Source organism: Amorphoplanes friuliensis DSM 7358, from assembly GCF_000494755.1.
In the GTDB taxonomy this organism is placed as follows: Bacteria; Actinomycetota; Actinomycetes; order Mycobacteriales; family Micromonosporaceae; genus Actinoplanes; species Actinoplanes friuliensis.
Genome location: NC_022657.1, coordinates 8,845,979 through 8,869,100, shown reverse-complemented (window position 1 = coordinate 8,869,100; position 23,122 = coordinate 8,845,979). Strand labels below are relative to the sequence as shown.

At 70.7% G+C, this 23,122-nt stretch carries 32 protein-coding genes; 21 read left to right on the top strand and 11 right to left on the bottom strand.

The window, feature by feature from the left end:
- Complete coding sequence (locus AFR_RS40955; protein WP_041843376.1) at positions 1-453, top strand: universal stress protein; 453 nt, start codon at positions 1-3, stop codon at positions 451-453.
- Positions 454-611: 158 nt separating this feature from the next.
- On the opposite strand, the gene mshD is transcribed toward AFR_RS40955, so the two are convergent.
- Both mshD and AFR_RS40945 read right to left on the bottom strand, forming a co-directional pair.
- A complete protein-coding gene (gene mshD / locus AFR_RS40950) occupies positions 612-1,475 on the bottom strand; it encodes a mycothiol synthase (RefSeq protein WP_023562736.1) in 864 nt (287 codons plus the stop codon).
- Positions 1,476-1,486: 11 nt separating this feature from the next.
- Positions 1,487-2,203, bottom strand: coding sequence for a winged helix-turn-helix transcriptional regulator (locus tag AFR_RS40945; protein WP_041841537.1), 717 nt, complete (start codon positions 2,201-2,203; stop codon positions 1,487-1,489).
- A 330-nt stretch (positions 2,204-2,533) separates the two neighbouring features.
- Here AFR_RS40945 and AFR_RS40940 point away from each other — a divergent pair, with 330 nt between their 5' ends.
- The 6 genes from AFR_RS40940 (at position 2,534) to AFR_RS40920 (ending at position 7,154) form a co-directional block, all read left to right on the top strand.
- Positions 2,534-3,547: a hypothetical protein gene (locus tag AFR_RS40940; RefSeq protein ID WP_023562734.1), complete on the top strand. Its 1,014-nt coding sequence runs from the start codon at positions 2,534-2,536 to the stop codon at positions 3,545-3,547.
- Between the two features lie 66 nt (positions 3,548-3,613).
- Positions 3,614-4,402 carry an LmeA family phospholipid-binding protein gene (locus AFR_RS40935; RefSeq protein ID WP_023562733.1) on the top strand — a complete coding sequence of 263 codons (789 nt, stop codon included), beginning with the start codon at positions 3,614-3,616 and terminating at the stop codon, positions 4,400-4,402.
- Between the two features lie 18 nt (positions 4,403-4,420).
- Positions 4,421-4,549 (top strand): Ms5788A family Cys-rich leader peptide, encoded by a 129-nt coding sequence (locus tag AFR_RS48740; protein ID WP_369076479.1) that lies wholly within the window; start codon positions 4,421-4,423, stop codon positions 4,547-4,549.
- A gap of 163 nt (positions 4,550-4,712) precedes the next feature.
- Positions 4,713-5,561 carry a sulfurtransferase gene (locus tag AFR_RS40930; RefSeq protein ID WP_023562732.1) on the top strand — a complete coding sequence of 283 codons (849 nt, stop codon included), beginning with the start codon at positions 4,713-4,715 and terminating at the stop codon, positions 5,559-5,561.
- 2 nt (positions 5,562-5,563) lie between these two features.
- Positions 5,564-5,893, top strand: a complete 330-nt coding sequence (locus AFR_RS40925; protein WP_041841535.1) for a DUF1416 domain-containing protein — start codon at positions 5,564-5,566, stop codon at positions 5,891-5,893.
- A 433-nt stretch (positions 5,894-6,326) separates the two neighbouring features.
- Positions 6,327-7,154, top strand: a complete 828-nt coding sequence (locus AFR_RS40920) for a hypothetical protein (protein WP_023562730.1) — start codon at positions 6,327-6,329, stop codon at positions 7,152-7,154.
- Between the two features lie 11 nt (positions 7,155-7,165).
- Here the strand turns inward: AFR_RS40920 and AFR_RS40915 are convergent, their stop codons facing one another.
- From AFR_RS40915 to AFR_RS40910, 4 genes are read right to left on the bottom strand one after another with little or no spacing between them, the layout of a single operon-like run.
- Positions 7,166-7,543, bottom strand: coding sequence for a hypothetical protein (locus AFR_RS40915; protein WP_023562729.1), 378 nt, complete (start codon positions 7,541-7,543; stop codon positions 7,166-7,168).
- A gap of 26 nt (positions 7,544-7,569) precedes the next feature.
- Complete coding sequence (locus AFR_RS48550) at positions 7,570-7,698, bottom strand: hypothetical protein (RefSeq protein WP_274519468.1); 129 nt, start codon at positions 7,696-7,698, stop codon at positions 7,570-7,572.
- 25 nt (positions 7,699-7,723) lie between these two features.
- Positions 7,724-7,861: a sigma factor gene (locus AFR_RS45665; protein ID WP_023562728.1), complete on the bottom strand. Its 138-nt coding sequence runs from the start codon at positions 7,859-7,861 to the stop codon at positions 7,724-7,726.
- 36 nt (positions 7,862-7,897) lie between these two features.
- Complete coding sequence (locus AFR_RS40910) at positions 7,898-8,272, bottom strand: DsrE family protein (protein WP_041841534.1); 375 nt, start codon at positions 8,270-8,272, stop codon at positions 7,898-7,900.
- 14 nt (positions 8,273-8,286) lie between these two features.
- Between AFR_RS40910 and mtfM the strand changes: the two genes are divergently transcribed.
- Together mtfM and AFR_RS40900 are read left to right on the top strand one after the other, a co-directional pair.
- Positions 8,287-8,391: a small membrane protein MtfM gene (gene mtfM, locus AFR_RS48545; RefSeq protein WP_041841533.1), complete on the top strand. Its 105-nt coding sequence runs from the start codon at positions 8,287-8,289 to the stop codon at positions 8,389-8,391.
- On the top strand, positions 8,388-8,984 hold the full coding sequence (locus AFR_RS40900; protein WP_023562726.1) for a heme-binding beta-barrel domain-containing protein: 597 nt from the start codon (positions 8,388-8,390) through the stop codon (positions 8,982-8,984). Before mtfM ends, AFR_RS40900 begins: the two co-directional genes overlap by 4 nt.
- 89 nt (positions 8,985-9,073) lie before the next feature.
- On the opposite strand, the gene AFR_RS40895 is transcribed toward AFR_RS40900, so the two are convergent.
- Complete coding sequence (locus AFR_RS40895) at positions 9,074-9,862, bottom strand: aminotransferase class IV (RefSeq protein WP_041841532.1); 789 nt, start codon at positions 9,860-9,862, stop codon at positions 9,074-9,076.
- Positions 9,863-9,900: 38 nt separating this feature from the next.
- On the opposite strand from AFR_RS40895, the gene AFR_RS40890 reads away from it, so the two are divergent.
- The 8 genes from AFR_RS40890 to AFR_RS40855 all read left to right on the top strand — a co-directional run bounded on the left by AFR_RS40890 (position 9,901) and on the right by AFR_RS40855 (position 15,463).
- A complete protein-coding gene (locus AFR_RS40890; protein ID WP_023562724.1) occupies positions 9,901-10,326 on the top strand; it encodes a Fur family transcriptional regulator in 426 nt (141 codons plus the stop codon).
- Positions 10,323-11,384: a CAF17-like 4Fe-4S cluster assembly/insertion protein YgfZ gene (ygfZ, locus tag AFR_RS40885; RefSeq protein WP_023562723.1), complete on the top strand. Its 1,062-nt coding sequence runs from the start codon at positions 10,323-10,325 to the stop codon at positions 11,382-11,384. Before AFR_RS40890 ends, ygfZ begins: the two co-directional genes overlap by 4 nt.
- A 28-nt stretch (positions 11,385-11,412) precedes the next feature.
- The gene (locus AFR_RS40880) at positions 11,413-12,246 is read left to right on the top strand and encodes a beta-keto acid cleavage family enzyme (protein ID WP_023562722.1); all 834 of its coding nucleotides are present in this window, start codon (positions 11,413-11,415) and stop codon (positions 12,244-12,246) included.
- Positions 12,243-13,178 carry an asparaginase gene (locus AFR_RS40875; protein WP_023562721.1) on the top strand — a complete coding sequence of 312 codons (936 nt, stop codon included), beginning with the start codon at positions 12,243-12,245 and terminating at the stop codon, positions 13,176-13,178. The genes AFR_RS40880 and AFR_RS40875 overlap by 4 nt, the downstream gene beginning before the upstream one ends.
- Positions 13,179-13,247: 69 nt before the next feature.
- The gene (locus AFR_RS40870) at positions 13,248-13,730 is read left to right on the top strand and encodes a helix-turn-helix domain-containing protein (RefSeq protein WP_023562720.1); all 483 of its coding nucleotides are present in this window, start codon (positions 13,248-13,250) and stop codon (positions 13,728-13,730) included.
- Complete coding sequence (locus AFR_RS40865; protein ID WP_023562719.1) at positions 13,727-14,182, top strand: hypothetical protein; 456 nt, start codon at positions 13,727-13,729, stop codon at positions 14,180-14,182. Before AFR_RS40870 ends, AFR_RS40865 begins: the two co-directional genes overlap by 4 nt.
- A gap of 70 nt (positions 14,183-14,252) precedes the next feature.
- Positions 14,253-14,576, top strand: coding sequence for a DUF2516 family protein (locus tag AFR_RS40860; RefSeq protein WP_023562718.1), 324 nt, complete (start codon positions 14,253-14,255; stop codon positions 14,574-14,576).
- Positions 14,573-15,463 carry an alpha/beta fold hydrolase gene (locus AFR_RS40855; protein WP_023562717.1) on the top strand — a complete coding sequence of 297 codons (891 nt, stop codon included), beginning with the start codon at positions 14,573-14,575 and terminating at the stop codon, positions 15,461-15,463. The genes AFR_RS40860 and AFR_RS40855 overlap by 4 nt, the downstream gene beginning before the upstream one ends.
- 36 nt (positions 15,464-15,499) lie before the next feature.
- Here AFR_RS40855 and AFR_RS40850 read toward each other — a convergent pair whose 3' ends face one another.
- Positions 15,500-16,531 carry a hypothetical protein gene (locus tag AFR_RS40850; RefSeq protein WP_023562716.1) on the bottom strand — a complete coding sequence of 344 codons (1,032 nt, stop codon included), beginning with the start codon at positions 16,529-16,531 and terminating at the stop codon, positions 15,500-15,502.
- A gap of 130 nt (positions 16,532-16,661) precedes the next feature.
- Here AFR_RS40850 and AFR_RS47035 point away from each other — a divergent pair, with 130 nt between their 5' ends.
- The 3 genes from AFR_RS47035 to AFR_RS40835 are packed head-to-tail and all read left to right on the top strand — an operon-like array spanning position 16,662 to position 18,474.
- Positions 16,662-17,114: a hypothetical protein gene (locus AFR_RS47035; protein WP_162181500.1), complete on the top strand. Its 453-nt coding sequence runs from the start codon at positions 16,662-16,664 to the stop codon at positions 17,112-17,114.
- 11 nt (positions 17,115-17,125) lie between these two features.
- The gene (locus AFR_RS40840) at positions 17,126-17,938 is read left to right on the top strand and encodes an EI24 domain-containing protein (RefSeq protein WP_023562714.1); all 813 of its coding nucleotides are present in this window, start codon (positions 17,126-17,128) and stop codon (positions 17,936-17,938) included.
- Positions 17,938-18,474, top strand: a complete 537-nt coding sequence (locus AFR_RS40835; RefSeq protein ID WP_023562713.1) for an O-acetyl-ADP-ribose deacetylase — start codon at positions 17,938-17,940, stop codon at positions 18,472-18,474. Before AFR_RS40840 ends, AFR_RS40835 begins: the two co-directional genes overlap by 1 nt.
- Before the next feature lie 96 nt (positions 18,475-18,570).
- On the opposite strand, the gene AFR_RS40830 is transcribed toward AFR_RS40835, so the two are convergent.
- From AFR_RS40830 to AFR_RS40820, 3 genes are all read right to left on the bottom strand, one after another.
- The gene (locus AFR_RS40830) at positions 18,571-19,587 is read right to left on the bottom strand and encodes a LacI family DNA-binding transcriptional regulator (protein WP_023562712.1); all 1,017 of its coding nucleotides are present in this window, start codon (positions 19,585-19,587) and stop codon (positions 18,571-18,573) included.
- 4 nt (positions 19,588-19,591) lie between these two features.
- Positions 19,592-21,019 carry a GH1 family beta-glucosidase gene (locus AFR_RS40825; RefSeq protein ID WP_023562711.1) on the bottom strand — a complete coding sequence of 476 codons (1,428 nt, stop codon included), beginning with the start codon at positions 21,017-21,019 and terminating at the stop codon, positions 19,592-19,594.
- A 181-nt stretch (positions 21,020-21,200) separates the two neighbouring features.
- Complete coding sequence (locus AFR_RS40820; RefSeq protein ID WP_023562710.1) at positions 21,201-21,962, bottom strand: maleylpyruvate isomerase family mycothiol-dependent enzyme; 762 nt, start codon at positions 21,960-21,962, stop codon at positions 21,201-21,203.
- A gap of 66 nt (positions 21,963-22,028) precedes the next feature.
- Between AFR_RS40820 and AFR_RS40815 the strand changes: the two genes are divergently transcribed.
- Positions 22,029-23,117, top strand: a complete 1,089-nt coding sequence (locus tag AFR_RS40815; protein ID WP_148308219.1) for a UDP-N-acetylmuramate dehydrogenase — start codon at positions 22,029-22,031, stop codon at positions 23,115-23,117.
- Positions 23,118-23,122: the final 5 nt, after the last annotated feature.

Sequence of the window (23,122 nt, the reverse complement as noted above, 5' to 3'; positions counted from 1 at the left end):
GTGTCGCGCTTCGAGCTGGGAACCGACGGTCCGGGCGCGATCATCGTCGGCGTGGACGGCTCGGAAACCTCGCTGCGGGCGGCCGCCTACGCCGCGGGCCTGGCCCGGCGGCAGCACACCAGGGTGATCGTCGTCTACGCCCGCAGTGCGTCGTCGCTGCTCACTCTGGCCGACCACACCGGCCTGGCGACCCGGGCGGCGGTCGAGACCCACGACGCGATCGAGGAACAACTGCGCACCGAGCTGGCCAAACAGGCGCGGATCTGGGGTGTGGACGCCAGCCTCGAGGTACGCCGCGGGGACCCGCTGACCGTGCTGACGGAGGTGGCCCGCGACGTCCGCGCGGATGCCGTCATCGTCGGCTCGTCACAGAGCCGAGGTCACCGCATCGCGGGCTCGCTGGCCGTACGTCTCGTCCGCTGCGGCCGCTGGCCCGTGACCGTGGTGCCGTAGGGGTATCCCGTGGGTCACGACGGCCTGCGCCGGGCCCAGCTTCCGCCTCGCTGCGCGGTCCGAAAGGCCGCATACAACACCGGTATGCGACCTTCCGGCCCACTGGCGACGCGAAACCTGGACCTCGCCGCAGACTCGCCGTGACCCACGGGACACCCCTACCGGCTGTACATCACGTCGGTCGAGTAGATGTCGAAACCGAGGCGGCGGTAGAGCGCGACGGCGGCTTCGTTGGACTCGTCGACGTAGAGCAGGGCGTCGGAGAGGCCCAGGCCCGCGAGGTGCCGCAGGCCGGCGATGCTGAGCGCGGCACCGAGGCCGCGACGGTGACCGCCCGGGTCGACACCGAGCACGTAGATCTCGCCGATCGCGGGCTCGTCACCCTCCGGCGGATGGACCTTGGTCCAGTGGAAACCGAGGAGCCGGTCGTCGGCCGGGTCGACCGCGAGCAGGAAGCCCGCCGGGTCGAACCAGGGCTCGGCGAAGCGCAGACGCAGGTCGTCGGCTGTCCAGCGGCCCTGCTCGGGGTGGTGGGAGAAGGCGCGGGAGTTGACACCGAGCCAGGCCTCGTCGTCGGCGCCGGGCACAAAGGTGCGCACTTTCACGCCGTCGGGCAGGGGAACATCGGGCAGGTCGGCGAGTGGCCGGCGCATCTGCCAGAGGACACGCGAGCGGGTGAAGCCGGCTTTACCGGCGAAGGCGCGGGCGGCTTCCTCGTCGCCGTGCGCCCAGAACTGCCGTGCTGCCGGGCCCGCGGCGGTCAGCAGTGCGGTGCCGACGCCGCGGAGGCGGTGCTTCGGGTGCACGACCAGCTCGCCCGAGTCACCGTCGACATAGGCGTAACCCGCGAGGGAGTCGCCGTCGTAGGCGAGGAGGTGGGTGCGGCCGGTGCCTTTGAGGCCCAGCACGCCGTCCTCGGAGATCGGATAGACGCCGTCGGCCTCGTCCGCCGCGGCGGCCAACGAGAGAACGTCGGCCGCCTCGGCGGGTGAGAGCCGGTCCTGGGACCGGACGTCAGTCATGAACGGAACGCTCAGACCGGCAGCGAGACGGGCTCGTTGTCGGGGAGCTGGCGTCCGCTCGGGGGAACCACGAACTTGTAGCCGACCTGGCGGACCGTGCCGATCATCGACTCGTACTCCGAGCCGAGCTTGGCGCGCAGCCGCCGCACGTGGACGTCGACCGTGCGGGTGCCACCGAAGTAGTCGTAGCCCCAGACCTCACGCAGCAGCTGGTCGCGGGTGAAGACCCGGCCCGGGTGCTGCGCCAGGAACTTCAGCAGCTCGAACTCCTTGTAGGTGAGGTCGAGCGGCCGGCCCTTGAGCTTGGCGGCGTAGGTGTCGGGGTCGATGTTGAGCTCACCGGCGCGGATCGAACCGCCGGCGCCCGCCGTGGCGTTGCTCAGGCGACCGACCGCGAGCCGCAGCCGGGCCTCGACCTCGGCCGGACCGGCGCTGGCCAGGATGACGTCGTCGACACCCCAGTCGGCGTTGAGGGCGATCAGGCCGGCCTCGGTCACCACTGCCATCAGCGGGACACCGATGCCGGTGGCGTGGAGCATGCGGCACGTCGCACGGGCCTCGGAGAGCTCCGAGCGTGCGTCGACGAGCACAGCGTCCGGGCTCGGCCCGGAAACCAGAGTGCGCACATCGCGGGGAGCAGTGCGCACGGAGTGGGGCAGCAGGTCCAGCGCGGGCAACACGGCGGAAGGTTCACCTGCACGTGTTGTCACCAACAGGAGGATTTCCACACTCACCTCGATCCTCGCGGCACGGTGGCCGCTCGGGTGACCCGGTCTGCGCTGCTCATGGCTGCGCCACCGGTAGGACTTGTCCCGGCGTCACCGACGGGTGGGCTGCGAATACCTTAACCGAAACATCAGCCTGAACACCCTGGTCGCACGGCCAAGTGATGTGAACTACGCCCTGTAGGTGGCCGAACGGCCGAATCGTAACCAGCCTTTTACCCGAGGCTCACCCCACAGCGTGGTGGGAGCGCGTCCATGTTGCGAACGGGTGACGACAAGGATGACCCGGCCGCGATGAGCACATCCGGGCCCCGGTCTGGCACGATCGCAGGCGTGCTCCCCTCAGCCCCGCGCGAGAACGACTCCTGGGACGACGACGTCTCCCGGGAGATCGCCCGTTCGGCGCCGGGGCGGTCCTCCTCCGGTTTCTACGCCGGCGCCCCCGAGCCCGCTTCGCGGATCGGCAGCCGTGACGGCGAGGTCGACGAAGAGGAGGAGATCGAGGAAGAGATCCCGGTCGTCCCGGTACGCCGCCAGTTGTCGGTGGCGATCGCCGGGTTCGCGGGGCTCCTCGGCGTCGGCCTGATCCTCGGTGCGCAGACGTCCGGGCCGGACGCGCGCCTCCCGTACGCGATCGTGGTCTTCGGGGTGCAGTTGCTCTACATCCTGGCCTTCACGATGGCGATCCGGCCGCCCGCGGCCGGGACCGTCGCCGGGGTGTGTGTGGCCGCCGCGGCCGTGGCCGACTATCTGGCCGTCAGCCGCGAGCAGGCCGGCATCCTGCCGCTGCTGTTCGTCGCGGCCGGCGGATACGTGCTCGCCGTGGCCGGCCAGCTGATCAGGCCCGACGACCGGCTCCACTTCCGCGACTCCCTGAGCGGCACGCTGCTGATCGTCGTCGGCGTGGTGTCGTTCGCGCAGGTCATCGTGCTCACCCGCCAGCCCGTCGGCACGCAGGCCGTGCTGGTCTGCCTGACCGCTGTGGCCGTCGCGGTGCTGGCCTCCCACCTCATCGACGCGGTCTTCCCCAAGCCGCGGATCGCACCGCAGGTCCCGCGCGGGGCGACCGGCATCATCGTCGGCGCGATGCTCGGCACGCTGGCCGCGGCCACGCTCGGCAGCGTGCTCGTCCTGCCGTTCACACCGGCCAAGGGTGCGGTGCTGGGTTTTGTCGTCGCCGGCATCGCCGAGCTCGTCGACCTGGCGGTGAACTACTCCGAGGTCGGACGCCGGATGGCCGGTTCCACGCCGACGTTCTGGGTCGCGCGGCACATGCAGGGTCCGCTGGGCGCGTTCGCCCTGGCCCTGCCCGGTGCGTACGTGATGACGGCCTTCTTCCTCTCCTAGCGGGTGTCCGGAGAGCTGGCACTGGGCATATACCGTGCCCGATCTCAACGTGACGTGGAGGAACAAGTGGCTGAGGTGTACGGGTCCGCGAGACCACGCAAGCGCTGGGGTCGGCGCCTGCTGATCACCTTTGTCGTCCTGCTCCTGCTGATCCTCGCGGTGCTGGTGGTGGCGGACCGGATGGGTGCGTCGTACGCCGAGCGGGTCATCGGTGACCGGGTGACCGAACAGCTCACCCAGCAGAAGGCCACCTCGGAGAAGCCGAAGGTGAGCATCGAGGGTGTGCCGTTCCTGACCCAGGTCCTCGCCGGGAAGTACCAGGAGATCAAGATCGGGCTGGACAACTTCTCCGGACCCGCCGGTAACGGCAAGGACATCAAGATGCCCCTGCTGGACATCAGCGCCAAGGACGTCGACGCGCCGCTGGACACGGTCCGGACCGGCAACGGCGACATCGTGGCGAGCACGGTCACCGGCGCGGGCACGATCGGCTACGCCAACCTCGCCGAACTGACCGGCCAGCCGGGCCTGAAGCTCAGCGAGCGTGGCGGCAAGCTGGTCGGCGCCGCCCCGATCGAGGCCCTGGGCCAGACCTTCAACGCCAGCGGTACGGCAAACCTCGAGGTCAAGGACGGCGTGGTCAAGGTGACCTTCGCCAACGTGACCGCCGACGGACTGCCCGACATCCCGCTCGTACGGTCGCTGGTGGACACCTACGTGCAGAAGCTGGCCTTCGACCTGAAGGTGCCGGCGCTGCCCCTCGACCTCAAGGTGCAGAAGGTCCAGCCGACCGCCGGCGGCCTCGTGGTCACCGCCGGGGCGAGCAATGTGTCGCTGAGTTCGGGCGGTCTGTGACGGCGGACTCGTTCCCGGATGGTGGTCGACGGTGTTCCGGGGTCTGGAACCGCTGGTAGGGTCGGCGGCATGAGCCTGTTGCTCACCAAAAGGCGCGCGGTCGACCTGTGCCGCGTGGCCGCCTGCCTGTGTCGCCCTGTCATCTGACGGGGCCATTCAAGCTGCGCAGGATCTGATCTTCCGCCCGGCAGTGGCGCCGTCGCACCCAACCCAACGTGATCCGTTTTCCCGGGTCCCGCGCGGGGTGCGACCGAACAATCTCCGCGCGACGACTCACCCCCGATCTCTCACCTGACAAGGGAGCAACCCGATGAGTCGCGACACCGCACTCGTATCTGCCGACTGGGCCGAGAAGAACCTCGAGACACCCGGCGTGGTCTTCGTCGAGGTCGACGAGGACACCTCCGCCTACGACGGTGGCCACATCCCCGGCGCCATCAAGATCGACTGGAAGTCGGACCTGCAGGACCCGGTCCGCCGCGACTTCGTCAACCAGGAGCAGTTCTCCCAGCTCCTCTCCGAGCGCGGCATCAGCAACGACGACACCGTCATCCTGTACGGCGGCAACAACAACTGGTTCGCGGCGTACGCGTACTGGTACTTCAAGCTCTACGGTCACCGCGACGTGAAGCTGATCGACGGCGGCCGCAAGAAGTGGGAGCTCGACGCGCGCCCCTACTCCAAGGACGTCCCGGCCCGCGCCAAGACCCAGTACCAGGCGTCGTCCCCGGACCTGTCGATCCGCGCCTTCCGCGACGAGGTCGTCCAGGCCATCGGCGTGAAGAACCTCGTCGACGTGCGCAGCCCCGACGAGTTCGCCGGCCGCCTCCTCGCCCCGGCGCACCTGCCGCAGGAGCAGTCGCAGCGCGGTGGCCACATCCCGACCGCCCTGAGCGTGCCGTGGAGCAAGGCCGCGAACGAGGACGGCACCTTCAAGTCCGACGACGAGCTCGCCAAGATCTACGGCGACGCCGGCCTCGACGGCAGCAAGGACACCATCGCCTACTGCCGCATCGGCGAGCGCTCCTCGCACACCTGGTTCGTGCTCAAGGAGCTCCTCGGCCACGACAACGTCAAGAACTACGACGGCTCCTGGACCGAGTACGGCTCGCTCATCGGTGTGCCGATCGCCCTCGGCGACGAGCCCGGAAAGGCGTGACCATGACTTCTCCCTCGAACATCGCGGACGGCTGCGCCGCGCCCGACCAGTCGGCTCCCATCCCGGCCAGCGTCGACCTCCAGAAGGAAACCGTCATCACCGGCATCGTGACCAACGCCGAGGGTGAGGCGGTGGGCGGCGCGTACGTCCGCCTCCTCGACTCGACCGGCGAGTTCACGGCCGAGGTCGTCACCTCCCCGGAGGGTGTGTTCCGCTTCTTCGCTGCCCCCGGCAGCTGGACGCTCCGCGCCCTGTCCCGCCACGGCAACGGCGACCTCACGGTCGACGCCACCCGCGGCGTGAACGAGGTCGGCCTCAACGTCGCCGCCTGACCCACGCTCTGCCGACGAAGGGCGGGACCCGATACGGGGTCTCGCCCTTCGTTCTCTGCTTCGGGGGTACAGACACGGGTCCGGTCCGGCGCTAGACTGGTCGCATGACTAGCCCCGAGTCTGACCTTCGGGAAGACATGGACGCCATGTTGGGCGCCGCGGGGATCGCGGTCACGGACGAGGGGTAAGGCGGCAGCGCGTCGCCGCCGCTTGGAGGCGGCTGCCCGCTGGACCCCGGGGAAACGCGCAGAGTTGCGCAAGCAGCTGAGCCTCCCGGCCGACGCGAGGCCGGGGCTCTACGGCGGGGGTCCGATCATCGCGGTCTGAGCAACCGGCGTATCTGTACCGGGCGATCGGCGTTTTTGCTGCGCGTGCGAGCATGGCTGCCGTGAGTTTGCCGCCGCCCGGGTATTACTACCCTCAGCCGCCCGCTGTGCCTGAGCGGCCGAAGCGGCGGCCGTGGCTCATCGCGCTGGTGGTGGTGTGGGCCCTGGTGCTGGCGGGGTTTGCGGTGTGGTCCGTGCGGAACGATCCGCCGACCGTGCCGGAGCAGCGGGACATCGCGCAGGCGTTGCCGGTGTTGCAGCGGGCGGTCGGGGAGATGTTCGCCGCCGCTGACACGCCGGATCGGGTTGTCACGCTGGGCGAGACCGTCTTCGACCGGGACTGCGCGCTGACGCCGGTGCGGGACGGTGTCGAGGCCACCCGGGACGTGACCGTGCGCGTACGCGCCAACGAGGCCTCCGGTGCGCTCGAGGCGATCGCGCGCACTCTGCCGCCGGCTTATGCGGCGGCCATGCGGCACAACACCGTCACCGACAAGTACGCGTTGCGGGCCGACGCCGGGGAGTTCGTCGGCGTGGAGTCTTCTGTCGACGCGGACGGGACGGTTTTTACGCTGCGGGCGTTCACGGGTTGCCGGCCCGTCGCCGCGGGCGTCGACTTCGAACCGGTGGCGCCGGACGCCACCACCACACCGGCTGCTTTCGGCGCCGCGGTGAAGGCGATCCGGGCCACCGATGTGATCGCCACGAGCAGTGAGGTGGCCTGCCCGGCGGGGAGCGCCACCGCGCGGACGATCACCGCGGGTGAGCTGACCGCGCCGGCCGAGCTGGGGCTGGCGCTGCGCGGCATCACCGGTGGGGCGGCGGTCGTGCAGGCCGAGCGGCACGTGTGGGCTTGGCGGGACGGGGACGTCTCCGTCGTCGTGAGTGACTCCGACGGGACGGCGCAGATCACCGCGACCACCGGCTGTCAGTGACAACCCAGCCGTCAGCGGCACTCGGGAGGTCTGGTCGGCTCCACCAGCGCCTGGTTCATCTCGGTGGTGGTCGCCGGCCCGAACGCACCCTGGCCGACGACCAGATCGATGGTGGTGCCGATGCGATCCGGGTCGAACCGCATGTCCACCTCGCCGCTGATGGTCGCTCGTAGCACCGTGGCGGCGCCGACCGCCGCCGGCCCGTAGCGCAGGTAGGTGACCGGCTCGACCGGGACACGCACGGTGCTGCTGTCCAGCACGGTGAACTTCCGCGAACGCGGCTCGGCGAAGAGCTCGGGTGAGCCATCGGTGACCTGCACGGTGACCCGGGAAGGATCGTCGGGCAGCGCCAGATCGAGCAGCGCCGAGCAGGCCGGAGCCGCGGCCACAGTGGCCGGGCCGCCGGTGGTCCGGGTCAGGCCGGCATCGGCCCGATCATCAGGACGGCGGCCGTGGTGGTGCCGACGATGACACGCCTCTGGGTCCGCCGGCGCTGCCCCCGGGCGCGGACCTCCGCCGCCGGTGCGAACCGGAGCTGATCCACGTCGGTCCCGAGTTCGGACAGTCGTTCACGGATGAGAGATGGCGCGGGCGTACGCCTCCTGCGCGAGGTCCTGCGCGTCGCCGAGATCACCGCAGACGGCGTACAGGTAGAGGACGACGCGGCGCACGGTGGCCGTGCAGAACGCGTCGAAGTCGGACGTCATACCGAGCTACACACCACTCGGCCGCGTGCGGTTGCGTCAGTAGACGACTGCTTGCGCGCCGTCCGACATGATCTCCTCGACGAAGACCGCGGCGCCGGCGATGCGGATGCCCGGGAGGACGTCGTCGGGGCCGATGTTGCGGCGGGCCGCGCACTGCGTGCAGGCGGTCACCCGGCCCGAGGTGAGCAGCAGCTCCAGCAGGTCGGGCAGGGGAGCGGCGTGCGGCAGCTCGAACTGCGCCGCCCGGTCCGGCAGGGCGAACCAGGTCGACTCACCGGTGAGCCAGAACGACACGTCCACGCCGGACGCGGCCGCGGTCGACGCCACGGTGAACGCCTGGGAACAACGCTCCGGGGCGTCCGCGCCGGCGGTTGCCTTGACGACGAGCAAACGGGCCATGGCGGTCAGCATAGGATGGCGGGGTCATGGTTACGGAGATCGGGTTCGTGAGTCTGCTGGTCGCCGGGTTCGGCGGGCTGGCAGGCGGTTTGGGCTATCTTGTTATGCGCATCGCAAGGGGACGCTGGTGAGTGACACGGAAAACCCGCTGGGCCCGCCGCCCTGGCTGAACGCGCCGCCCGTCGACGCGTACCCGTTCGAGGACACGCACGACCTGCGGCAAGGACCGGACCTGCACCCGTCGCTGCTCGGCCTGCTGCCGTTCATCGGCCTCTGGCGCGGGCGGGGGCAGGGCGGCTTCCCCGAGGTCGACGACTTCGAGTTCGCGCAGGAGATCCGCATCAGCCACGACGGGCGGCCGTTCCTCAGCTACGAGTCGCGGGCGTGGCTGCTCGACGCCGACTCGAAGCCGGTGCGGATGGCCGGGCGTGAGGTGGGCTGGTGGCGGCCGGTGCTGGTCGACGACCGGCCGGGCGACGAGATGGAAGCCACGATGATGACGCCGACCGGGGTGATGGAGCTCTACCTCGGGCAGCTGTCGGGCACGCGGCTGGAGATGGTGACGGACGCGGTCGTCCGGACTCCGACCGCCAAGGAGGTTGTCGGCGGCCACCGGCTCTTCGGCATCGTCGACCGGGCGCTCCTCTATGCCCACGAAATGTCGGCGATGGGCAAGACGTTGGAGCCGCATCTCTCCGCGAGGCTGCTGCGCATCGGCGGATAAGCACAAAGACCAGGATCAAGATCAGGTTCATGTCGTGCCTGGTTGCATGGTTCTGACCGTCGCTCCCGCCGATTGCGGGCTGCGTGCGTTCAAGAAAATCCGAGAAGTGCCAAGAGGCGCGGCGTCCATTCGGACGCCGCGCGTTTTGTGCCGTCGAGGGTGTGGACCTCGGCCAGGCCGCGCAGGGACGATGCGAGCCAAATGCCGTCGGCGGCAGGCAGATCCGTTGCGGTGATCTTGCGGATGTCCGCGGTCAGGCCCAGGTCGGCTGCATGTTCGAGCAGGTAGGCGGCGGTGGTGCCGGCCAGGATGCCGTCGGGTGGAACCGTGCAGAGGGTGGTGCCGGTGAGCCAGACGAGGTTGGCGGTCGGGGCTTCGAGGGCGTGGCCGTCGGGGGTCAGCCAGAGCAGGTCGTCGGCGCCCTGGCGGATCGCCCAGCGCTTCGCGGCGAGGTTCTCGGCGTACGAGAGGGACTTGGCGGTGACCAGCGACCAGGGTGGCGGGGTCTGGATGCCGCGGTCCGCGGTGATCAGGCGGATGCCCTCGCGGCGCTCGCGGAGCACGGAGCCGGGGATCGGACCGACGGTCGCATAAACAACAGGCGGCGGGCCGGCGGTCACGATCAGGCGCAGCGCTCCCTCGTCGCCCGGCCAGGCGCGGGCGCCCTGAAAAGCGAGTTCGGCCAGGTCGGAGCGGGGTGGGAGCGGGATCTCGAGGAGCGCCGCCGAGCGTTCCAGGCGGTCGAGGTGCTCGTCGAGGAGCCACGGGCCGGACGGGCGCAGGTGCAGCGTTTCGAAGACGCCCTCGCCGTGGAGCAGGCCGCGGTCCACCGGGGTGACCGGGCCTGAGCCTGGAATCACCAGAATGCTGTCGCTCACGCCGCGGACGGTACAGCGGGGCGAACTATGCTCGTAACGTGTCTGCCACATCCCTTGCCGAGATTCTCCGGGAGCGCGGCCTGCGCCTCACGCCGCAGCGCCAGCTGATCCTGGAGGCCGTGCATGAGCTGGGCCACGCGACTCCGGAGCAGATCCACCACACCGTGCGTGAACGCGCCGCCGGCGTCAACATCACCACCGTCTACCGCACCCTCGAGCTGCTCGAGGATCTGACCCTCGTCAGCCACACCCACCTGTCGCACGGTTCGCCGACCTATCACGCCGCGGGGGAGGACCAGCACGTCCACCTCGTCTGCCGCAACTGCGGTTCGATCGACGAGGTCGACCCCTCGGTGATGCAGCCCGTCACCGTGCAGCTCCAGCAGGACCGCGGCTTCCGGGTCGACGTCGGCCACGTCTCGCTCTTCGGCGAGTGCGGCGACTGCAAGGAGACCCCCGCATGAGCACGGTCCTGATCGAAGAGCTCGAGCCCACCTCCGCCGACGCCGGTGTGCCCGCCCATTACGGCGACCCGATGCGCGAGCAGCGCACCCTCGACACCGCCGTGGGCCTGGTCGACCGGTCCAACCGTGACGTCATCGCGGTGCCGGGCGAGGAACGCGCGAGCTGGCTGCACACGCTGACCACCCAGCACCTGACCGACCTGCGCGCGGGCCAGGGCACCGAGCTGCTGGTCCTCTCCCCGAACGGCCACGTCGAGCAGCACGCTCTGGTCGCCGAGGACGGCACGACGGCCTGGCTCGACACCGAGCCCGGTGCGGGCGCGGGCCTGCTCAAATACCTCGAGATGATGCGCTTCTTCACGCGGGTCGAGCCGCGGGACGCCACCGCCGAGCTGGCCGTGCTGTCGCTGGTCGGGCCGCAGGCAGTCGCCGCCGCGAAGACCTACCTGGGTGTCGACCTGGCCGAGCCGCGGATCTTCGAGGTGCCCGGTCCGAAGTTCGCCGCCGGCACGGTGCCGAACGCTCCGACCGCTCTCTACGACGTGCAGCCGTTCGGCGAGGGGGCGCTGGCCCGCCGGGTGCCGCTCGGTGTCGACCTGCTGGTGCCGCGGGTGGCCCTGGAGGACGTGCTGGCCAAGCTGGCCGACGTGCCGAGGGCGGGGCTGTGGGCGTACGAGGCGGTGCGGGTGGCCAACCGCGTGCCGCGACTGGGCTGGGAGACCGACCACCGCTCGATCCCGTCCGAGTCCGGTTTTGTCGCGCCGGCCGTGCACCTCGACAAGGGGTGTTACCGCGGGCAGGAGACGATCGCCCGGGTGCACCACCTGGGCAAGCCGCCGCGTCGCCTGGTGCTGCTGCACCTCGACGGGATCGCCACCGACCAGCCGCCGGTGCAGGGCACCCCGGTGACCCTGGACGGCCGTGCCGTGGGCTTCGTCGGCACCGGGGTCCGCCACCACGAGCTCGGCATGATCGCCCTGGCCGTGGTCAAGCGCAACGTCGCGGACGACGCCGCGCTGCTGGTCGGGGAGTCGGCCGCCGCCATCGACATCTCGTGACCGCGTCCCGCATGGCAGGATCGCGGGCATGACCGGGACCCTCATCACTGTCGCGCCCACCGGCGCCGAGAGCAGCAAGGCAGCCGTACCCGCGCTGCCGGTGACAATCGACGAACTCGTGGCCACCGCCAAGGAGTGCGAGGCGCTCGGCGCCGCGATCGTGCACGTCCACATCCGCGACGAAGCGGCCGAGCCGACCCTGGACCGGGGCCGCCTGCGGGACACCGTGGCCGCCCTGCGGCAGTCGACGGATCTGATCGTCCAGCTGTCCTCGGGTGGCGCGGTGACCGATCCCGAGGGTGACCGGCTGGCCGTGCTCGACGCAGGCCCGGAGATGGCCTCCTGCACCATGGGCACGGTCAACTTCGGCGACGGTGTTTTCCTGAACCGCTGGGAGTTCATCGTCGACCTGCACTCCCGCATGCAGGAGCGCGGCATCGTCCCCGAGTACGAGATCTTCGACCTCGGGCAGCTCACGACGCTGCAGCGCCTGCTCGGCCAGTACGGTCTGCCGGCCGGCGGTCACGTGCACGTCGACCTGGTCATGGGTGTCCCCGGTGGCATGCCCGGCACCGCCGGGGCCCTGGTCGCGTGCGAGCAGGTGATCCGCGACCTGCCCGCGGGCACGACGTTCTCGGCGACCGGCATCGGCCGCAGCACGATCCCCGTCATGCTCGCGTCGCTGTCGGCGGGCGGGCACCTGCGCGTCGGCATGGAGGACACCATCACGTACGCGAAGGGCCGCGCCGTCGAGTCGAACATGCAGCTGGTCGCCCGCGCGGTCGGCTTCGCGCAGCTGGCCCAGCGTCCGCCGCTGACCACCGCCGAGGCCCGTGACCTGCTCGGGGTGCCGGCCCGATGATCCTCGCGGAGGTTGTGCGTTCCGGATTTGCCGAGTCCGTGCACCACGGCTCGGTCGTGGTGCTCGACACCGCCGGCCAGGTTGTCGCCGAGGCCGGCGACGTCACCGGCCCGACGTTCCCCCGGTCCTCGAACAAGCCGTTGCAGACGGTCGGCATGCTGCGCGCCGGGCTGCGGACGGCCGAGCCGGCGGATCTGGCGCTGATCAGTGGCAGCCACTTCGGCGAGCCGTTCCACGTCGCCCGGGTCCGGCAGATCCTGGAGACCGCCGGGCTGGACGAGAGCGCGCTGCGCTGCCCGGCCTCGCTCCCGCTGTCGGAGGACGAGCGGGACATCGTGCTGCGTGACGGTCGTGGCGCCGAGCGGATCCTGATGAACTGCTCCGGCAAGCACGCCGGGATGCTGGCGACCTGCGTGGCGAACGGCTGGCCGCTCGACGACTACCGGGACGTCAAGCACCCGCTGCAGGTGACGCTGGCCGCGACGGTGTCCGAGCTGGTGGGTGAGCCGATCGCCGCGACCGGGATCGACGGCTGCGGTGCGCCGGTCCTCGGCTTCTCCCTGACGGCTCTGGCCCGGGGCTTCCAGCGGCTGGTGCAGGCGCCGCCGCAGTCCTTCGAGCGCCTGGTCGCCGACACGATGCGGGCCGACCCGCAGCTGGTCGCGGGCACCGGCGAGGACGACACACGGCTGATGCAGGGTGTGCCCGGGCTGCTGGCCAAGGGCGGCGCCGAGGGTGTGGTGGCCGTGGCGGTCGAGGGTGCCGGTGCCGTCGCACTCAAGATCGAGGACGGCGCCATGCGCGCGCGGATGCCGGTTCTGGTGTCTGCCCTACGCCGGCTCGGTGTCGACGCCCCCGTGCTGGAAGAGCTGGCCACGGTGCCGATCCTGGGTGGCGGCGTCCGTGTCGGCGAGGTCCGTACGGCCTGGTGACCTGATTCACGCTAGCTGTTGTTAGCGTTTTGCTTGCAACAGCTAGCACCCCGGGCTACCGTCGAATGCATGGCCGCACCCAAGGACCTGCCCCAGGACATCGGCGAATTCATCCGTGACCTGCGGCAGACCGCGAAGATCTCGCTCCGGCAGCTCGCCGACCGGGCGGGCGTGAGCAACCCGTACCTCAGCCAGATCGAGCGTGGCCTGCGCAAGCCCAGCGCCGAGGTGCTGCAGCAACTGGCCAGCGCACTGCGGGTGTCGACGCCCGCGATGTACCTGCGTGCCGGCCTGCTCGACGGCGAGGGCCAGCAGGGCGTGCTGGCCGCCATCGCGGTCGACCCTGAGCTGACGATCGCGCAGAAGCAGTCGCTGTCGCAGATCTACGAGACGTTCCGCAACGAGACCGTGCGCAACGCGCCGAGCGAGTCCGAGTCCGAGGACGTGCCTGACGAGGACGAGGCGCTGCGCGCTGTCATCCGCGACGTGGCCGTTGCCGAGGACGGCGCGGCGCCCGCACCCCAGACCACTCAGCCCGAGGAGAAATCATGACCGAGCAGACCAAGACCCGCTTCCCCGCCCCGCTCTACGCCGCCGCCGGCGCCGGTGACCTGGCCTACCAGCAGCTCCGCAAGCTGCCGGCCGTCCTCACCGACCTCAGCGACCGCGCCGCCGCCTCCCTGAAGACGGCGAACGACACGGCCGGCAGCACCGCCGCCTCGCTCAAGACGACGGCCACCAGCACCGACTTCGACAAGCTGCGCGAGACCGCGACCACCAGCGCCCTGGCGTTCGCCCAGGCCGCGCAGGAGCGTGCCTTCGCCGTCTACACCTCGCTGGTCGCCCACGGCGAGCGGGTCGTCGGCACCGGTGTTGTCGAGGCCGCCGAGGTTGTCAACGCCGACATGGTCACCACCGAGGAGCCGAAGGCCGTCGAGGCCGCCGCCGCTGCCTCCCAGCCGAAGCCGCGCAAGCGCGCGACTCCCCGCCCGTCGGCCAAGTAAGTAAGCGCGAGCGAGTTATTGATCAGCGGGCCCCGGCGTCAGCCGGGGCCCGCGGCATAGACTGGCGGTCATGGCCTACAGCGCGACACCCATCTTCTACGACGACGTCGCGAACCTCATCTCGTTCGCCGTCCTGATCCTGTCGTTGGTCGTGCAGGCTGTCGCGCTCATCCACTGCGTGACCCAGCGCGGCGACGGTTTCCAGGCCATCGGGACCCTCCCCAAGGGCGCCTGGCTGGCCATTCTGGCCGTCTGCATCATCCTGACGCTGCTCGGCGTGGGCGGCGGTGCGACCGGCCTGTTCGGTCTCATCGGTGTTGCCGCCGCACTGATCTACCTGCTCGACGTCCGTCCCGGCCTGCGTGACCTGTCGGACGGCAAGGGCTTCTGGTGAAGGGCCTCCGCTGGCCGCCGCCTCCGGACGGCGGCCCGCGGAATCCCGGCCCGGGGCCGAGCGCGCCGCGGGGCGGCCGTCCCACCCTGCCGCAGCCGCCGACCGAGCTCGTCGCGACCCGCTACGGTGTACGCCTCGAGCAGCTCGTCACCGGCACAGGCGACCCGGTCACCGTGTTTGCGCACGGCCTGGCCGGTGACATCGCCGGCACCCGCCCGCTGGGCAGCGGTGTTCTCGGCCGCCGCGTGTTCTTCCACTTCCGCGGGCACGGCCGCTCGGATGCGCCACCCGGCCCGTGGAGCTTCACCGATCTGGCCGACGACCTGCGCGGCATCGCGGACCGGTCCGGCGCGACGCGGGCGCTCGGCATCAGCATGGGAGCCGGTGCGCTGTGCCGGCTGCTCGCCGACACACCCGACCGGTTCGAGCGGATCGTCCTCTACCTGCCCGCGCCGCTGGACGGCGTACGCCCACCGGTGGCCGAGGCGCGGCTGACCCGGCTGCTCACGGCCGTCGAGTCGGGGGAGGCGGCGCTGGTCGCGGAGGCCGTCGAGCCCGAGCTGCCGCCGTCGGTGCGTAACACCCCGACCGGGTGGAGCTATCTGCGTCAGCGTGTCGAGCAGCTCCTGACCGACGGGCTGGCGCCCGAGCTGGACACGTTGTGGCGGTCCCCGGCGGTGCCCGACGATGCGGTGCTGGGGGCGTACCCGGGTCAGGCGCTGGTGATCGGGTGTGTCGGGGACGATGTTCACCCCGTACCGGTGGCTGAGAGGTTGTCCCGGCTGCTGCCCGGCGCTGAGCTGGTGGTTTATGACCGCCCGGCGGTGCTCTGGACCAAGCGCAAGGAGCTCCGCGAGCGGGTGTCGACGTTCCTGAACGCAAAATAGCCCGGGCCGTGGCCCGGGCTATTTTGCTGGTGACACTCAGCTGGTGAGCTTCTGGACCTTGTACTTCCAGGCGCTGTAGTTGCCGGCGCGGTCCACCGCGGCGTAGTCGACCTCGATGGTGTAACCCTTGGCCATGCCGGAGACGCCCACGGACCAGTTGCCCTTGGAGTCGACCGGGCGCCAGGAGAGGGCGGCGTTCGGAACGGTGGTCGAGTCGGGGTTGAACTTGACCCACTTCTTGGTGGAGAAGTTGTAGTAGTAGTCGCTGCTGCTGGTCCAGCGCCACAGCTGCACGCCGACCGCGTCGATGCCGATCTGCAGGTCCTTGGCGGTGCCCTTGACGGTGCTCCAGGACGAAGCCTTCGACGGGCTGCTGGGCACCGTCAGCGTGGCGGACGGGCTGGACTCGTCGGCCACCGTGGAGTACCAGCCGGCGGCCTTCGGGACCGTCTTGCCCTGAGCGTTCTCCAGGGTGACCGTCGCCGTGTATTGGCCGAACCCGTAGTAGTGGTACGTCGACGTGGTGCTGCGGGTCAGCAGGCTGGTCTCGCCGTCACCCCAGTTGACCCACACGCGGGTCGCGTTGGCGGGGACGCCACTCAGCTCGTACTTGGCGTTGTAGCCGCCGCCGGCCCAGGTCCAGTTCCAGGTCGGGTTGAACTTGTACGTGCCGCCCGCGGTCGCGACCGTGACGGTCGACGTGGCGTTGCTGATGGTGCCGTCCGCGGTGGCGTCGCCGTCCTTCAGCGAGACCTTGACCGCGTAACTGCCGTTCGCCGGGTACTTGTGGACGGCCTTGACCGCGTCGGCGGACAGCGTCTGGACGGTGCCGTCGCCCCAGTCGACCGTGCGCTCGACCGCGGTGTCCGGGGTCTCGTCCTCCAGCGCGGTCTGCGTCAGCGTCACCTGCTGCGCGGTCCAGATGCTGGTGCTGTCGAGGCTGTAAGTGCCGCTCAGCGGGCCTGCGGCCCAGGCGGGTGAGCCCAGGAGGCCCGCACCCGCCACCGTCCCGGCGCCCAGGGCCAGTGTGAGCAGCGCGGCGAGACCGCGCGGTCGAACGGAATCCATTTCTCTCCCCGTGGAAAAGTGTTCGCATTCGATGCGAGCCGATGGACAGTACCGGGCCGTTACGGCGCGGATCAAGCGGGTAGATGGCCGATAGCCGTAACTTTTCGGGCCCTGAACCGGTGTTCCTCACGTGCGGCTATCCCCCAAACCCATCTTTTTCGGCCTGGTTGCCCTCGGCCTGCCGTTTGCCGTCACCGTCGGCTGGACGCTCGGCACTCCGGCGCCCGCCCCGCCCGCGGTCAGCGCGCCCGGTGGTGCCGGCGGCATCGGCATCGCGCCCACCAAGGCCGCGAAGCCGGCCACCGGCACCGTCGTCGACTGGTCACCACCGGCCACACGACCGGTCGCGGTCGAATCGTCGCTGCCTCCCAGCGCGGTGCCCGTGACGGTGCTGCCGAGTGCGGTCACACCGTCCGCTGTGGTCTCCGGCTCGCCGTCGCCGACGTTCACGTTGCTGCCGCCGGTGCCGACGCCGACGGCAGTGGTGACAACACCGCCGAGCCCGTCCCCGACCGGACCGAGCACCAGTGCCGAACCGAGCACGTCCGGCCTCAGCGCAGCACGATTGGTCCGCGGGTCCTAAGCTCCCCGAACGTGGGGGACAACTCGACTCAACTGCTTTCCGCGACCGGCGGCGCCTTCCGCCAGTTCGTCACCGGCGCCGGACTGCTCGCGCGTGGCCTCGGCCTGGTGCTGCGCAACCCCCGGATGCTCGGCCTGGGCCTGCTCCCGGCGCTGATCTCCGGTGTCCTCTACGCCGCCGCCCTGATCGCCCTGATCGCGTTCATCGACGACCTGGCCGCGGCGGTGACCTGGTTCGCCGACGACTGGTCGACAGCCGGCCGTGACGTGATGCGCCTGCTGGCCGGTGCGGCCGTGTTCGGCCTCTGCGGCCTGCTCGGTGTCCTCACCTTCACCGCGGTGACCCTGCTCATCGGCGACCCGTTCTACGAGAAGATCTCCGGGATGGTCGAGCACCGGTTCGGTGGTGTGCGCGACGAGGTCGAGGTCTCGCTGGGCCAGTCCCTCGCCCGCAGCCTGGTCGACTCGCTCCGGCTGATCGGCCTGTCCGTCCTTTTCGGCATCCCGCTGTTCCTGGCCGGCTTCATCCCCGTGGTCGGCCAGACGGTGGTGCCGGTGATCGGCGGTGCGGTCGGCGGCTGGATCCTCGCCGTCGAGCTGACCGGCGTCCCGTTCCAGCGCCGCGGCCGGCGACTCCGGGACCGCCGTGCGGCCCTGCGGGTCAACCGCCCGCTCGCCCTGGGCTTCGGCGTGGCAGTGTTCGCCTGCTTCCTGATCCCGCTGGGCGCGGTGCTGCTGATGCCCGCCGCGGTGGCCGGCGGCACGCTGCTGTCCCGCAAGGCACTGGGCCTGCCCACCGAGATCACCACGGTGGCGTCCCTGTGATGCGCATCGACCTGATCGAGGGTGACATCACCACCCACCGGACCGACGCCATCGTCAACGCCGCCAACTCGTCCCTGCTCGGCGGCGGCGGTGTCGACGGCGCGATCCACCGCAAGGGCGGCCCGGAGATCCTCGCGGAGACGCGGGCCCTGCGCGCGTCCCAATACGGCCGCGGACTGAAAACCGGCCAAGCCGTTGCCACCACAGCCGGGCGGCTGCCGGCCCGCTGGGTGATCCACACGGTCGGCCCGGTGTTCAGCACGACCGAGGACCGCTCGGACCTGCTGCGTTCCTGCTACGAGAACTCGCTGCGGATCGCGGACGAGCTCGGCGCCGAGTCGATCGCCTTCCCGCTGATCTCCGCCGGGATCTACCGCTGGCCGCTCGAGGACGCCGTGAAGCAGGCCCTGGGCGTGCTGCGGGCGGCCGAGCCGGCCAACCTGCGCCTGGCGACGCTGGTGCTCTTCGGCGCCGAGACCGCGGCGACCGCCCGCCGTGTGTCAGCGGAGCTGGGACTCCCAGCCGGCGACAGCTAGGACCTCGGCCTCGGCCGGGAAGGTCCAGGCAGCCCGTCGGACAGCACGGTGAGCCGGAAGTTGAGGTCCGCGGCCTGGCGCCGTGTCGTCAGTGTGTCAGGCGGAGGCGCGGACGACGAGTTCGGTGGGGAGGACCACGGCGTCGGGCTCGGAGGGTCTGTCGTTGACCAGGCCGAGCATCTGGCGGGCCATCGTGCGGCCCATGTCGACGATCGGCTGGCGGACCGTGGTCAGCGGGGGATCACTGAGGCGACTGATCTCGAAGTCGTCGAAGCCGACCACCGCGACGTCGGCCGGGACGCTGCGGCCCGCGTCCTTGAGGGCCTGGAGGGCGCCGTGGGCCATCATGTCCGAGGCCACGAAGACGGCGTCGAGGTCGGGGTCGTCGGCGAGGAGGCGGCGCATCGCGCGGATGCCGGACTCGCGGGTGAAGTCACCGACGGCGATGTGTTCGGTCAGGCCCGCCTCGCGCAGGGCGCGCTGATATCCGGCGAGGCGGTCGATGCCGGCGACCATGTCCTGGGGGCCGGCGATGGTGGCGATGCGCCGGCGGCCACCGGCCAGCAGGTGGCGGACGGCCTGGCCGACACCGCCGACATGGTCCACGTCGACGTACGGGACGGGCAGCTCGGCCGGGGTCATCGGCCGTCCGCTGCACACGACCGGGATGCCGAGCCGGGCGAGCGCCCCCGGCAGCGGGTCGGCGCCGTGCATCGAGGCGAACATGACACCGTCGACGTGGCCGGCCATCGCATAACGCTCGACGCGGTCGTGGCTGGCGGCGGAGCCCGCCATCATCAGCACCAGCTGCTTGTCGGCCGCGTCGAGCTCCATGCTGACTCCGCGGATCACCGCGGGGAAGAACAGGTCGTCGGAGAAGACGCGGTTGGCCGTCTCCGGGAGGATCAGCGCGATCGACTCCGTACGCTGAGTGACCAGGCTGCGTGCGGCCTGGTTGGGCACGTAGCCCAGTTCCTCGACGGCCTGGTTCACCGCGTCCCGGATCGCCACGGCGACCGTGGTCGACCCGTTGACGACGCGGGAGACGGTTGCCCTCGAGACACCGGCGCGCCTGGCCACCGCCTCCAGGGTCGGTCGCTCCCGCGTCACCATCAGCTCACTCCCCGATCCGGCCCTGGTCGGTGAGACCGTTACGCCGGATCACCTCCTGGTACCACCGTGCGCTGTCCTTCGGCACCCGCTGCTGCGTGGTGTAGTCCACGTGCACCAGGCCGAACCGCTTGGCGTACCCCTCGGCCCATTCGAAATTGTCCATCAGAGACCACGCGAAGTATCCCCGAAGGTCAACGCCGTGGGAAATGGCGTCGAGGCAGGCGCGCAGGTGCCCGTCGAGGTACTCGATGCGGTTGGTGTCGTGGATGGCGCCGTCCTCCGAGGGGCCGTCACCGTACGAGGCGCCGTTCTCGGTGATCATCATCGGCGTACCGGGATAGTCCCGGTGGATGCGGTCCAGCAGGCGGGTGAGCGCCGCCGGCTCGATCTGCCAGCCGATGTCGGTGATCGGGCCGACCGGCTCGCGCCAGGCCACACCGTCGGTGCCGGGCGCGTCCGGGGCAGACGGCGTCCCGGGCTTCGCGGAGACGTACGAAGGTGTGTAGTAGTTGACGCCGAGCACGTCGATCGGGGCGTTGATGATCGCCTCGTCGCCGTCCCGGATGAAGGACAGGTCCACGAAGCGGGCCATGTGCTCGCGCATGTCGTCCGGGTACTGCCCGCGGAGCAGCGGGTCCAGGAAGATGCGGTTGTTGAGGCCGTCGACGATCCGGGCGGCCTCCACGTCGGCGGCGTTCTCCGGGTCCAGCGGGAGCACCGAGGCCGGGTTCAGCGTGATGCTGACGCTCTGCGCGCCGGCCGAACGCAGGGCCCGCGCGGCCAGGCCGTGGCCCAGCAGCAGGTGGTGCACGGCCTTGAAGACCGAGGCCGGGTCGGTGACACCCGGTGCGTGCCGGCCGCTGCCGTACCCGAGGTAGGCCGAGCACCACGGCTCGTTCAGCGTGGTCCAGGTGCGGACGCGGTCACCGAGGCGGGCGTGGACGATCTGGGCGTACTCGGCGAAGGCCTCGGCGGTCTCGCGGGAGGCCCAGCCGCCGCGGTCCTCGAGGCTCTGCGGCAGGTCCCAGTGGTAGAGCGTGACGACCGGGTCGATGCCCTTGCCGATCAGCTCGTCCGTCAGCCGGTCGTAGAAGTCCAGCCCGCGGGTGTTGACCGGGCCCGTGCCGTCGGGCTGAATGCGGGGCCAGGCGATCGAGTACCTGTACGAGGCGAGCCCGAGGTCCGCCATCATCGCCACGTCCTCGACGTAGCGGTGGTAGTGGTCGCATGCCACGTCGCCTGTGTGGCCGGCGTGCACGCGCCCCGGCGTCCGGCAGAACGTGTCCCAGATGGACGGCCCCCGGCCGTCCTCGTTCACCGCGCCCTCGATCTGGTACGACGCCGTCGCCGCGCCCCAGACGAAGCCGTCCGGGAACCGCACCCCCGATGCCAGTGGTTCGTCGCTCGACTCCACCGAGACGGTTGCCGTCATCCTTCACCGCTCCCTGCGTGATCCGCCGCTGCCGAGCCGGGCCGCGCCGACCGGCCTGATCAGCGGCGGGACTGTGGGGGCGGCCGGGAAACGACCGCCCTTAACCGGTACAGCGTAGAGCCATTCGCCTTCTCGGGAGCCATCCGAAAGTTGCGGAACACATTCCGGATGCTGGGATGCGTTATCCCGCCTGCAACGCGCTGATCAGGCGCTGATCGCCGATCACGGTCAGATTGTCCGAATCGATGCGTCCCATCAACGCCAGGAGCAGGTCGCTGGCGGTGCCGGAGGCCTCCGCCCGCGGGTGGTGGTCGTCGGAGTCGAGGATCGTCCCGGTGTCGAGCAGGGAGATGCCCGCCCCGCGCAGACGGACGAACCACTCGTAACTCGCATCGGTGGCGACAAGGTGCACCACGCCGTGCAGATCGGTCGGGCCCTTGCGCCGGCCGGCGGGGAGCCAGGTGTCGAGCACCTCGTTCACACCGTCGGCGGCGAGCTTCGTCTCGATCGGGGTGGCCCGGCCGGCGGCGGTCTCGGCGTCCCAGCGGTGCACCGAGATCTCGTGCGCCATCCGGCGCTGCCAGAAACCGGCCTTGCGGGCCTGGGCCGGCCACGTCCAGGACGGGAAGTCGGGGTCGAGCGCGTCGAGGGTCTCGATCGTGCCGGTCATCTCGCGGCGAAGCTGGTCGAGCGCCTCGGGCCACGCGGGCCGGGGCTCGGGAATCACCCGATCGGCGGGCCGGTCGACCACTCCGCGAGGGGTCAGCTCGCGGACCCAGTGCAGGAGTGTGGTGATGTGCTCGGTCAGATCGGCCACCGTCCATCCCGGACAGGACGGCACAGCCGCATCGGGACCTGTCTGGGCGACGGCTTCCTGGAGTGCCGGCCCGTCCGCACGCAGTGCGGCCAGCCAGAAGTCCTTCGTCGCGTGCAGCCTGTTCATCCGCCTTCTCCCGATCGAGGAGGACCACCGGTTACCACCCGGGGCCCGCGGCCTAGGGTGAACGTCGTGCCTGACGTTAGTGCTGACCACCCGATCACCGCATCCGCGGCGCATGCCAGTTCGCTGGGGGCGTACACGACGCTACGCCTCGGCGGCCCGGCAAGCACCCTCACGGTGGTGTCCGAAACGGACGAAGCGGTGGCAACCGTACGGGCTGCTGCCCGTTCGGGGCAACCTGTGCTCGTTCTCGCTGGGGGCAGCAACGTCGTGATCGGCGACGACGGCTTCCCCGGCACGGTGGTGCTGCTGCGTACCCGTGGGGTTCACGTGGCCGACCGGGATGCCCGAGGTGTGCTGTTCCGGGTCGCCGCCGGGGAGCCCTGGGACGATTTTGTGGCGCACACGATCGAGAACGGCTGCTCCGGCCTGGAGGCGCTCTCCGGCATCCCCGGCTCGTCCGGTGCGACCCCGATCCAGAACGTCGGTGCGTACGGCCAGGAGGTCGCGCAGACGATCGAGGCGGTACACGTCTACGACCGCCACGAGGACGAGGTGCGGGTGCTGTCGCTGCCGGAGTGCCGGTTCGCGTACAGGTCGAGCATCTTCAAGAACAACGAGCGCTGGGTGGTGCTCGAGGTCGACTTCCGCCTCACGCTCTCCGCGGACTCCGCGCCGATCCGGTACGCCGAACTGGCCCGCCGGCTGGGCGTGGAGATCGGCGAGCGGGTGCCCGCGAAGCAGGTACGGGAGACCGTTCTGCAGTTGCGGGCGGGCAAGGGCATGGTGCTCGACCCGGCGGACCCGGACACGCAGTCGGTGGGCTCGTTCTTTACCAACCCCGTGCTCTCCGCGCAGGAGTGGGCGGCGGTCCAGGACCGGCTCGTCGACGCCGGGGAGCCGCCGAGCTGGCCGGCGCCGAACGGCACGGTCAAGGTGCCCGCCGCCTGGCTGATCGAGAAGGCCGGCTTCGGCAAGGGGTACGCCGGCGCCGGTGGTGTGGCGATCTCGTCGAAGCACACTCTCGCGCTGACCCATCGGGGTGGCGGCACGACAACCGCGCTGCTCGACCTGGCGCGGGAGATCCGTGACGGCGTACGGGACCGGTTCGGCGTCGTCCTGCATCCCGAACCGGTCCTGGTGAACTGTTCCCTGTAGAGCCG